We start from the raw sequence: 10,859 nt of genomic DNA, 5'->3' as shown, positions 1-10,859 counted from the left end.
ATCTAGTCAAGCCGACCGGAACGCGGCGATGGCTCATTTCTTACCAAACCAGCATAAATACCTCCGCAATCGCGTTTTCGCGCTTGCGGAGGGCGATTTTGGAAAATTTCTTGCTCTTGAATTTCGTGTTATAATAAATGCGGTTAAGCGGGCGTTTAGCTCAGTGGCTAGAGCGCATGCTTCACACGCATGAGGTCACTGGTTCGAAACCAGTAACGCCCATTTGCACAATCCTTTCGCGGTCTGAAAATCGGAGATTTCGGCACCAGTCATCGGGGAATTTTCGGGGCGGCTTGCTTTTTCCGGCGAACCGGGTTAAAATATCTCCGGTTGGGGGAAAGGAGGCCGCAGGCACGGGATGCCGCCCAAGCAAGCAACCGGCCGAGTTAATCAAAGCGGCGTCTGCTTCTCCGTGGCGGATGAAAGTCGTGACGCGTTAGCATTGAGCACGTTGTAGTTTTGGAATTGGATGCGCTTGTACTTAGGTAAAAGCGCCGGAAGGGAATGAAAAAAATTTATAACAACGCGGGATTTAGATTTCCCTGGCCAAAGAGCGAGTCGGTCAGTACGGTTTACGACCATCATCGCCTGGACGCGATTTTCAAAGAAGCCTTCGAAAACAACGATCCGGACAGGATGCGCGAAATCCACGGAATGTGGCAACGCCACCGCGGCGAGCGGTATTTCGAAGCGCACAATTTGTGCATTGCCTCCCAGCTTTACATCCTGTCGAGACGGCGCGAGGACTGGGAGCTTGTTCCCGCAGCCCTCGGCGAGCTTATTGATGCATCTTCTACGGAGATTAACCGTCTAAGGGCGGAAGTGGACGAAAACTTCCTCGTCAATATCCGCTCCGCGTTCGGATGGGGCGCGTTTGCTTCCGCGGTAAGGGGCGACCACAAAACCTTCGCGGCCTCCGCAATGCGCTGCCTGGAGATGGGCTCGCACATCGAACCGATGGCGTTCTACGAGGCGATGGCCCTGCGCGACAGGCGGGCGATGCTGCTGCTTTCGGTGGACGCGATCGAATCGCTGGAATCCGACCAGCAATACTACAAAAAAGTTATTGAAATCGTCGCCAGCGACCGCTTTTATGCGTCGCTTGGAGTCACCGACCTTGTTGAAACCGGCTTTGAAGCGGCCATGCCGGACGAGCTTGGCGCTCCTGCCGGCGGAGTGCAGCTCCGCAATTTTTCATGGCCGATGGCCACAAACCTGAACATCTCTACGGAAGCGGGAGCGGTTGACGCAATGGCGAAAGCGGCGTTTTTCCAGGCCGACCCGGACAAGCTCATTGCGGCCAATCTGCGCTGGCAGGAATTCAAATCGTACCGCTGGTTCCACGCGTACGACTTGTATATGAAATCCCAGATTTACCTTCTCACAAGGACGAAGGCTGACTGGGAAAAGGCGGTTCGCTCGTTTTATTCGGCCATAGTCGCGGCGGGCGATCCCAAATTTGCAGGCTTCCTGTGTGTCGAAGGATCGGCGAGGCGCGCCGTGCAGGTAAGCTTCGCGTGGGCCGCGTTCGCCGCAGCCGTGCGCGGCGACGAAACGGTGTTCGATCAAGCATCCGCGCGTGCGCTTGAATACGGATGCGAACCCGTCACAATTGATTTTTATCGTGCGCTGTGCGCAAGAAACAAGGCCGAAATCCGAAGGCTCGGCAACGAAGCGATCGCCCAGGTGATCGACTACGACGAATTCTACGCGAGGGTTTTGCAGGTTGCGTCCAGCGACCTGTTCATCGCGTCGCTGGCCGATACCAGCCCGCTGGACGAAGGCCTGATTGTTCCCACCGGAGTGGCGTCCTCGATTCTGGCATTCAAAAGGGCGTTCGCCGATTGCTTGGATTGAATGCAAGTGACTGGATTTGCGCGCCTAGCTTTTCTTTGAATATTTTCCCATAAGCTGGGCTTCGGCCAAAATGTGCCCTTTCATGGCGGCTTCGACCTCCCGCCTGCTCGCGCCTTTTTCCAGGTTCAGCGTCGTGTCCAGCGCGTATAACTTGAAATAATACCGGTGCGTCCCTTTCGGAGGCGCCGGGCCGCCGTACCAGGTACGCCCCCAGGAGTTCTTGCCCGGCGTGGCCGCGAGCGGAACGCCCTTTTCCTTTATTTCTCCGATGTCGGGCGGAATGTTAAAGAGGATCCAGTGGTCCCAGGTGCCCATCGGCGCATCGGGGTCGTCCATTATCAATACAAGCGATTTTGCTTCCGGGGGCACTCCGGAAAATGCGAGCGGCGGATTGACATCCTCGCCGTCCGCGGTGAAATGAACCGGTATTTCCTTGCCGTTTTCGAAAGCGATTGAAGTGATCCGCATTTCCTCCTCCTTTCCGGCAGGTGCCGGCTTGCTCGCGGCCTCACCGGGCGCCTGGAAGCTGTCCGGCGGCGGCGCGTTCTCGATCTGCATCGGTGGCGCGGAAGCGGAAGCGTCCGCGGGCGTTTGCGCGTCCCCGCCCGCGTCCGGTTTCGGGCAGCCAAAAAGCGTTGCCAGCAGCGACACGGCAAGTCCGGCGATAATCAGTCTGCCAATCACGATTTTCATCTTTGCATTCCTCCTCCTCGAAACGAGGAAGTGAATCTCCATGATATCATCGCGTACGCGACGCGGGTGCGCCGGCGATGCAATCGAAGGAAAGAAGGCCGGGTAGCAAGTCGCGTGGATGGAAACGTTGCGCCGAAGGAAAAAGCGCCCGAGCCTGCCGCTGCCGAAAGCTGCACGCTGACGGTGTTTTACGACGGCCGGTGCGCGGCATGCGGCGCGTTCGCGGAGCGGATGCGGCGGGAGTCGGGCGGTTCCGACGCGATTGCGTTTCTGGACGCGAACGCGCGATGCGGCGAGCTTGCGCGGGCCGGCATATCCAGCGAGGCCGCGACAAGCAAAATCCATGCGGTCGAGCCGGGCGGAAGAGTGCTGACCGGAGTGCGCGCGCTCGCGGCGGTGTGGCGGACGATTCCCAAATACAGGTGGCTTGCGGCGATTGTGTCGCTGCCCGTAATCGCGCAGGCTGCGGAATGGGGATATTCGGTGTTTGCGCGGCTTAGAAAGCTGACCAAATAATAATCGGCGCAAATTTCCTGAAAATCCGAAGTGCCAACTCAATTAACGCGTTCCACGAACGCGTAATATGGTCCTCAGGGCTCGTAAGGACTTGGTATCGCATAGCGTCGATTTTTCTCCAGTTTCATTTCGAAGTGTTCGGAATATTTTTCGGTAGACATACGCCGTAGATTCCCTTTTAGTTCCATTGTTCTTGATTCAATCCAATTTTCATCCAAAATCGATACGATTATAATATTGGGTTGTCGCGGCCTGCGAATTCCTCGAGATAGCTGGATCGCTCAGTCGTTCTAACTATATCCAAAGTCAATTTTTGCCCATAGACATAAGCTAGGAATTCGGGCCTGTAAACGCGGCTAAACCGTTTCGGCCCGTAAATATTATCGTTCGGCTTTTTGCAGTCGCCGTAAAGCGATATGGTCTTTGCCGCGGCGCCGTTTATATACAGGCCGTCATCGGCGTTGTCTGGAAGGCTTGATTTGCTTCCGCAGCCCGCAAGCAGGATAAGCAGCAAGGTAAGCAGTTTCTTCACCGCATGGGTATTTTACTGCAATTACTTATCCTTATCCACCTTCAACACCGCCAGGAACGCCTCCTGCGGCACTTCGACGCGGCCAATCGAACGCATCTTCAGCTTGCCTTTCTTCTGCTTTTCCAACAGCTTGCGCTTGCGCGTGATGTCGCCGCCGTAGCATTTCGCGGTCACGTCCTTGCGCATCGCGGAGATGTTCTCCCGCGCTATAACCGTCCCGCCTATCGCCGCCTGTATGGGAATCTGGAACATCTGCCGCGGAATGGTGCGCTGCAGCGTCTGCACGACTTGGCGCGCGCGCTGGTGCGCCACGCTGCGATGACACAAAAACGACAGGGCGTCGGCTTTCTCCTGGTTGATAAGAATGTCCACCTTAACCAGATCGCTTTTGCGGAATTCCTTGAAGTGGTAATCCAGCGACGCATAGCCGCGCGAAAGGCTTTTGAGCTGGTCGTAATAGTCGTAGATTATCTCCGCAAGCGGCAGCTCGAACCGCAAATTCACCCGGTTCGACGTCAGGTAATCAATGCCTCCGATTTCCCCGCGCCGTTTCTTTGAGAGGTCTATTATGGCGCTCGAATGCGCCGCCGGGCAGATAACCTCCGCCTCCACGAACGGCTCTTCGATAAGCTTGATTTTCGACGGATCGGGAAAGCGCCCCGGATTGTCTATCCGGTGCACCGTGCCGTCGGTCGTCGTTACTTGATAAACGACGCTGGGCGAAGTCGCGATCAGCTCAAGGTCGTACTCTCGCTCGAGTCGCTCGATGACGATTTCCATATGCAGAAGACCCAGAAATCCGCACCGGAATCCGAATCCGAGCGCCTCGCTGGACTCCTGCTCGTATGCCAGCGAGCTGTCGTTCAGCGAGAGCTTTTCAAGAGCATTTCTTAAATCGGTGAAGTTCTCACCGTCCGCGGTGTACAGCCCGCAGTACACCATCGGCGTCATTTTCTTGTATCCGGGCAGCGGTTGGGCGACCTGCCGCGCCGCATCCGTGATGGTGTCTCCCACGCGCGACTGCGACACTTCCTTCATTCCAAGGATTACGTATCCCACTTGTCCGGCGGAAAGCTCGTCCAGTTTGAGCATTTCGGGCATGAAAACGCCCGCGTCGGCGACTTCCCACTTTTTGCCGTTGCTCATCGTGACGACTTGCTGGCCTTGGCACAGCCGCCCGTCGAAAACGCGGACGTAGCTGACCACTCCGCGGTAGCTGTCGTAATGGCTGTCGAAAATCAGGGCGGCCAGCGGCTTTTCGGGATCGCCTTTCGGCGGCGGAATCCTTTCGACTATCGCTTCCAGGAGGTCGTCCACTCCCGTGCCGTACTTCGCGCTGACGCGAAGCGTTTCTTCTTGGCCGACGCCCAGAATTTGTTTCAATTCCTCCAGAACCTCGTCGGTGCGCTGGGCCGGCAGGTCTATTTTGTTTAGTACGGGAACAATTTCCAAGTCGCTTTCAAGCGCCTGGTACAGGTTGGCTATGGTCTGCGCCTCGACGCCCTGGGCCGCGTCCACCAGAAGCAGCGCGCCTTCGCACGCTTTGAGCGAGCGGCTGACCTCGTACGCGAAGTCCACATGCCCCGGCGTATCTATCAGGTTTAGCAAGTAATCTTGGCCGTCCCTGGCGCGATAGATCATCCGCACGGCCTGGGCTTTGATCGTAATCCCGCGCTCGCGCTCGAGATCCATCCGGTCGAGCACCTGCTCCTTCATCTTGCGCGCGTCGATTGTCGCGGTGGCTTCGATCAGCCTGTCCGCGAGCGTGCTCTTGCCATGATCGATGTGCGCAATGATGCAGAAGTTGCGCGTTCTTTCGACGGGTATCTTCATGTCAGGCATCCACCCGGCAATAACCGCGCCGCGTGAACGGGAATTATATATCAATGAAGTTTGCCGCCGGCCATCCGGAGCGGTGCCGTCCACGCGGCCCGCCTTCGTCTTGCAATGGCGTACCGGTCCGCAAGGTCATCCCCCCAGCCGGCGCAATAGCATAAATTAATGTCCCAAATGTCAATCATTCTCAATCCCGACCTTTGTTGCCCGCCGTTTGCGCCCTCGGCTATAATTTCCAGCCTTATCAGATGTCTGATTCTCCGACCATAGTTCTTGACCTTGCGGGCGCAGACCTCGGCGAAGAGGAGCTTTTGCGCGGAGTCAAGCTCGCGTCGTGCGACGGCAACGGCGGCTGCAACCTCGTCCTCGTTTCGAACAGCAAGGAGCGCACCGCGGAATTCGCGGACAAGATAATCGGCAAATCGTCCGGCGGATTCTCGCTGGAATTCGTGAATGCGTCGCACCGCCTGCCCGACCGCATCGAGAGTCCCGTTCAGGTTTACAAAGAGCATCCCGATTCCACCATCAATGTCGGACTGCGCCGGATCGCCGGTATCACCAATGCGGCGTTCATTTCCGCCGGCAACACCGGGCTCGTGATGACTTCCGCGCTGTTCATATTAAAGCGGATACAGGGAATCAGCCGCCCGCCCATTGCCAGCCCGCTTCCCACGCTCGGGCGAACCTGCTTTTTTCTTGACGCGGGCAGCAACGTGGACTGCCGCCCGCAGCATCTTTACGAATTCGGAGTTATCGGCTCGGTGTATGCGGAAAAGGTGTGGGGACGCGAGAAGCCGACCGTCGGATTGCTGTCGAACGGCAGCGAGGATTACAAGGGGAGCGTACTTGTAAAGGAAACGCACGCGCTGCTAAAAGCGGACCCTTCAATCAACTACATCGGCTATCGCGAAGGAAACACGGTATTCGACGGCGACCTTGACATTTTGGTTTGCGATGGTTTCATCGGAAACATCATCCTCAAATTCGCGGAAGGCCTGGCGGGAGCGATAACCCGGCTTCTGAAAAACGAAATAATCAAGCGTCCGCTCGCGGGAATATCCGCGAAGCTTTTCATGGGTGCGGCGTTTCGTGCTCTAAAGAAGCGCGTGGATTACAGCGAGTACGGCGGCGCGCCGCTTTTGGGTCTGAACGGCAATGTCGTGATTTGCCACGGCAGGAGCGACGCGGTGGCCATAAAAAACGCGATCCGCGAGGCTCTCAAGCTCGCCAAAACCGGGTGCTCCGCGCGCATCGAAGAGGCGTTCCGAGCCAAATCTACCTTGCAGGCCCAAGCCTGAAGGAAAGGAGAATTGATGAATCTCAAAAAAGTTGTAGTGCGTGCAAGCGCACGTTACGTTCCGGAAAAGGTGATGACGAATGACGACTTTGCCAAGTTTCTGGATACAAGCGACGAGTGGATAACCCAGCGCACCGGAATCAAGGAGCGCCGCTTCAGGGCGGAAGGCGAATCCTGCTCCACGATGGCGATCGAGGTCGGAAAAAAGCTTCTGGATCGATCGGGCGTGGATCCGGCCGACATCGGTCTCGTAATCATTCCTACGGTTACTCCGGATTATGTGTTTCCCGCGACCGGGACGATTGTGGCGGCGAAACTGGGATGCGTAAACGCGGCGGCGTGGGACATCGAGGCGGCATGCGGCGGATTCATCACGGCGCTGTATTCCGCGTGGGGTATTCTCGCAACCGGAGAGCGGCGCTATGCCCTGGTCATCGGAAGCGAAGTCATGTCGTCCATCGCCGATTTCACCGACCGCAGCAACTGCATTTTGTTCGGGGATGCGGCATCGGGACTTCTGCTGGAAGGTATTGACAAGTCGGAGTTCGGCATCGAAGGATTCGACCTCGGCGGCGACGGCAACCAGTGGCAATACCTATACCAGCCAGCCGGAGGGAGTGTAAAACCAGCGTCCGCCGCAACAGTCGAAGCCCGCGAACATTTCATCAAGATGGAAGGTCAGGAAGTTTTCAAGGGCGCTGTCCGGATGATGGGCAAGACTATCGAGAACGTCCTTGCGAAAACAGGGACCAAAGTCGAAGAAGTGGATTACTTCATTCCCCACCAGGCGAACGCGCGCATAATCGAAAGCACCCGGAAGCGTATCGGCGTGCCGGAGGAGAAAATGTACGTCAACATCCAGCGCTACGGGAACACGACCTCCGCGTCCATTCCGCTTTGCATTGACGAGCTGAACGACGACGGAAAGCTCACTGCGGGTACACGGCTTGTGTTGTTCACTTTCGGAGCGGGATTCGTGTGGGGAGCCGCGCAGCTCCGGTGGGGTGCTTGATGAAAGTCGCGCTGATGTTTCCGGGGCAGGCCAGCCAGGAAACCGGGATGGGCCGCACGCTTTTCGACTCGTATCCGGAATCGCGCGAGGTTTTCGAGCGAGCGGACAAAGCGCTTGGATTCTCGATTTCCAAGCTGTGCTTCGAAGGGCCGGACGAGGAACTGAAGCGTACGGCGATTACGCAGCCCGCGATTTTGACTGTGAGCGTCGCGGCGTATCGCGCGCTCGCGCCGCGGCTTGAAAGCGCGGGCGCGAATATTGCGGTTGCCGCCGGCCATTCGCTTGGGGAGTATTCGGCGCTTGCCGCAGCGGGCGCGCTGGATTTCGAGGATGCGGTGAGGCTCGTCCACGAGCGCGGACGCCTGATGCAGGAAGCCGTACCGGAAGGCCGCGGCGCGATGAGCGCGATTTTGGGGCTCGAATCGGCGGAAATTGAAAAAATTTGCGGGGATACGGAGCTTGCGAGCGGCGAAGTGGTATCACTGGCGAACTACAACTGCCCCGGCCAGTGGGTGATAAGCGGCTCGGCGAAGGGCGTCGAGCTTGCGGAAAAGGCGCTAAAGGACGCCGGGGCGAAGCGCGCGATAAGGCTTCCGGTAAGCGCGCCGTTCCATTGCTCGCTTATGCTTCCTGCGGCGGACGGAATGTCGCCGCTCCTTGGCGCAACCGCATTTCGCCCCACCGAGTTCTTCGTCCTTGCCAACGTGAATGCGGAGCCGTATCCGCCGGATGCGTCGAAGTACGCGGGATTGCTTGTACGGCAGATCGTCAGCCCCGTCAGGTGGATCGCTATCGCCGCGCGCTTTTGGCGCGACTTCGGTGCGTCCGCGGCGCTCGAAGTGGGGCCGGGCAAGGTGCTTTCCGGACTTGTGAAACGGATCGACGCGGATCTGCACTGCCTTTCCGTGGACGCACCGGAGACGCTTGATGCTACCATTGCCTGGATTTCGGACAGGATCGCCGAGGCCGGCGGAGCTGCGCCGGAGTCCTGAATTTGAGATAAAGAATGCCGGTTGATATTGATTTTTCAGAGCGCGTTGCGCTTGTTACCGGAGCGTCGAGAGGCATCGGCGCTTCGTGCGCGCGGCTGCTCGCGCGCGCGGGCGCCGCGGTCGCGGTCAACTACAACGCGAGCGAAAGCGCGGCCGGGGAAGTGGTCGCTTCGATAAACGCGGACGGGGGAAAGGGGATCGCCGTCCGATTCGACGTGGCTGATCGCGATGCGGTGCTTGCCGGAGTCGCGGAGATTGCCGGGAAGCTGGGCTCGATAGACCTGCTTGTGTGCAATGCGGGGCTGCGCCGCGACAACCTGACGCACCGGATGACGCCCGAAGAATGGAACGGCGGCATTTCGGCCAATCTGGGCGGCGTGTTCAATACAGTTCAGGCTTGCCTGGACGGAATGATGAAAAAGCGTTTCGGCCGGATCGTTGCCGTATCGAGCATCGCCGGCCAGATAGGAAGCCTTGGGCAATCAAACTATGCGGCGGCCAAGGCAGGCGTAACAGCCTTCATAAAGAGCGTCGCGACCGAGTATGCGGGCAGAAACATCCGCGCGAACGTGGTGATTCCGGGGATAATCGCTACGGACATGACCGGCGGTCTAAAGCCGGAGCTTGCCGAAGACTACATCAAGCGCATTCCGATGAAGCGGTTCGGAACGCCGGACGATGTCGCAGGCGCCGTGCTGTTTCTTTTGTCGGAGCTTTCCGCGTACGTGAACGGCGCAACTTTGAGCGTGAATGGCGGAGGATTGATGGTATAGCGGCGCGCGCCGCAAATCCAGCGAGCAAGGGAGAGAAACATGCCGAGAGTCGTCGTAACGGGAATCGGGATTTTGAGCTGTTTCGGAGAAGGCGTCGCCGCCTTCGAGGAGGCCATTTTCGCGGGAAAAAGCGGGGTGCGCAAGATTCAAAACTTCGATTGCGCGGAATTCCCCACCAAAATAGCCGCGGAGCTTGCGGATTACGACGCGACCAAATATATGGATCCCAAAAACGTGAAACGCTACGACCGGGTCATCGTCGCCGCTGTTGCTGCTTCCAAAATGGCGCTTGCGGAGTCCGGCCTTTCGATTGACGATTCCAACCGCGACAGAATCGGGGTATTTATCGGGAGCGGGATTGGGGGGCTCGACTCGTTTTATAAAGACACCAAAACGCTCGTGGAGAAAGGTCCGCGTCGCATCAGCCCGTTTTTCATTCCTAACGCAATCGCAAACATGCCGTCCGGAGTGGTCGCGATGGAAACCGGCGCGATGGGGCCGAATTTCAGCATCGTATCGGCGTGCGCGTCCAGCGCGCACTGCATTGGCGAGGCGTACCGCACGCTGCGCTACGGAAATGCGGACGCAATCATCGTGGGCGGCTCGGAGTGCGCGGTGGACGAACTCGGCGTCGCGGGATTCTGCTCGATGCGCGCGGTCACCGCGTCCTGGAACGATGAGCCGACTCGCGCAAGCCGCCCGTTCGACGCGAAGCGCGACGGATTCGTGATGGGCGAAGGCGCGGCGGTTTTCTTGATGGAAACTCTCGACCACGCGGTTTCGCGCGGCGCAAAACCCGTCGCCGAAATCGTCGGATACGGCGCGAGCGCGGACGCTTTCCACATCACAGCGCCTGCTCCGGAAGGCAAGGGAGCGCAGATTGCGATTCGCGCGGCGCTGCGGGACGCGAATCTTTCGTCGTCCGACATCGGCTACATCAACGCGCACGGAACCTCAACCGAGCTGAACGACGCGACCGAGACATTCGCCATAAAGGCGGTTTTCGGCGAACACGCGAGCAAACTGCCCGTATCAAGCACGAAAAGCATGCATGGGCACTTGCTGGGCGGCGCAGGAGCTATCGAAGGCGCGGCCTGCATCCTTGCGCTTTGCCGACAGGAGCTTCCGCCTACGATCAATTACGAAAATCCGGACCCGGAGTGCGATTTGGATTACGTTCCCAATGCGGCGCGCCGTCACGAATTCACTTATGCGATGTCCAACAGTTTCGGCTTCGGCGGCCAGAATGCGGTGCTGGTTTTCAAGCGCTGGACTGGGGAATAAATCGCCGCCGAACCGATGGCATAGGGACTGGAAATATAATGTTGTCGCCGGCGTTCAGGCGGCTTTA

10 protein-coding genes and 1 tRNA gene are annotated in these 10,859 nt (G+C 58.1%); 8 read left to right on the top strand and 3 right to left on the bottom strand.

Annotated features, from left to right (window positions below; genetic code table 11):
- The first annotated feature begins 149 nt into the window (after window positions 1–149).
- Window positions 150–222, top strand: a tRNA-Val gene (locus HRF49_08470).
- Window positions 223–504: 282 nt separating this feature from the next.
- Entirely contained in the window at window positions 505–1,857 is a 1,353-nt protein-coding gene (locus HRF49_08465) for a hypothetical protein (protein ID MEP0814681.1), read from the top strand.
- 24 nt (window positions 1,858–1,881) lie between these two features.
- Here HRF49_08465 and HRF49_08460 read toward each other — a convergent pair whose 3' ends face one another.
- A complete protein-coding gene (locus HRF49_08460; protein MEP0814680.1) occupies window positions 1,882–2,325 on the bottom strand; it encodes a YbhB/YbcL family Raf kinase inhibitor-like protein in 444 nt (147 codons plus the stop codon).
- Between the two features lie 339 nt (window positions 2,326–2,664).
- On the opposite strand from HRF49_08460, the gene HRF49_08455 reads away from it, so the two are divergent.
- Window positions 2,665–3,066, top strand: coding sequence for a DUF393 domain-containing protein (locus HRF49_08455; GenBank protein MEP0814679.1), 402 nt, complete (start codon window positions 2,665–2,667; stop codon window positions 3,064–3,066).
- A gap of 229 nt (window positions 3,067–3,295) precedes the next feature.
- On the opposite strand, the gene HRF49_08450 is transcribed toward HRF49_08455, so the two are convergent.
- Window positions 3,296–3,598: a hypothetical protein gene (locus HRF49_08450; protein ID MEP0814678.1), complete on the bottom strand. Its 303-nt coding sequence runs from the start codon at window positions 3,596–3,598 to the stop codon at window positions 3,296–3,298.
- Between the two features lie 21 nt (window positions 3,599–3,619).
- On the bottom strand, window positions 3,620–5,431 hold the full coding sequence (gene lepA, locus HRF49_08445) for an elongation factor 4 (GenBank protein ID MEP0814677.1): 1,812 nt from the start codon (window positions 5,429–5,431) through the stop codon (window positions 3,620–3,622).
- A gap of 251 nt (window positions 5,432–5,682) precedes the next feature.
- Between lepA and plsX the strand changes: the two genes are divergently transcribed.
- From plsX to fabF, 5 genes are read left to right on the top strand one after another with little or no spacing between them, the layout of a single operon-like run.
- Window positions 5,683–6,732, top strand: coding sequence for a phosphate acyltransferase PlsX (gene plsX / locus HRF49_08440; GenBank protein ID MEP0814676.1), 1,050 nt, complete (start codon window positions 5,683–5,685; stop codon window positions 6,730–6,732).
- A gap of 15 nt (window positions 6,733–6,747) precedes the next feature.
- Window positions 6,748–7,743, top strand: coding sequence for a ketoacyl-ACP synthase III (locus HRF49_08435; GenBank protein MEP0814675.1), 996 nt, complete (start codon window positions 6,748–6,750; stop codon window positions 7,741–7,743).
- Entirely contained in the window at window positions 7,740–8,735 is a 996-nt protein-coding gene (fabD, locus tag HRF49_08430) for an ACP S-malonyltransferase (protein MEP0814674.1), read from the top strand. The genes HRF49_08435 and fabD overlap by 4 nt, the downstream gene beginning before the upstream one ends.
- Before the next feature lie 14 nt (window positions 8,736–8,749).
- Window positions 8,750–9,508: a 3-oxoacyl-ACP reductase FabG gene (fabG, locus tag HRF49_08425; protein MEP0814673.1), complete on the top strand. Its 759-nt coding sequence runs from the start codon at window positions 8,750–8,752 to the stop codon at window positions 9,506–9,508.
- A gap of 39 nt (window positions 9,509–9,547) precedes the next feature.
- Complete coding sequence (gene fabF, locus HRF49_08420) at window positions 9,548–10,792, top strand: beta-ketoacyl-ACP synthase II (GenBank protein ID MEP0814672.1); 1,245 nt, start codon at window positions 9,548–9,550, stop codon at window positions 10,790–10,792.
- Window positions 10,793–10,859: the final 67 nt, after the last annotated feature.

It is taken from the genome of bacterium (assembly GCA_039961635.1).
Classification (GTDB): domain Bacteria; phylum 4484-113; class 4484-113; order JAGGVC01; family JAGGVC01; genus JABRWB01.
Note: the sequence above shows the minus strand (reverse complement) of the source record. Positions and strands in the feature narration are given on the sequence as shown.

Coding starts and splice junctions, on each gene's coding strand:
- HRF49_08435 (MEP0814675.1), top strand. CDS start 6,748: ATGAATCTCAAAAAAGTTGTAGTGCGTGCAAGCGCACGTTACGTTCCG.
- fabG (MEP0814673.1), top strand. CDS start 8,750: ATGCCGGTTGATATTGATTTTTCAGAGCGCGTTGCGCTTGTTACCGGA.
- HRF49_08465 (MEP0814681.1), top strand. CDS start 505: ATGAAAAAAATTTATAACAACGCGGGATTTAGATTTCCCTGGCCAAAG.
- HRF49_08460 (MEP0814680.1), bottom strand. CDS start 2,325: ATGCGGATCACTTCAATCGCTTTCGAAAACGGCAAGGAAATACCGGTT.
- fabF (MEP0814672.1), top strand. CDS start 9,548: ATGCCGAGAGTCGTCGTAACGGGAATCGGGATTTTGAGCTGTTTCGGA.
- plsX (MEP0814676.1), top strand. CDS start 5,683: ATGTCTGATTCTCCGACCATAGTTCTTGACCTTGCGGGCGCAGACCTC.
- lepA (MEP0814677.1), bottom strand. CDS start 5,431: ATGAAGATACCCGTCGAAAGAACGCGCAACTTCTGCATCATTGCGCAC.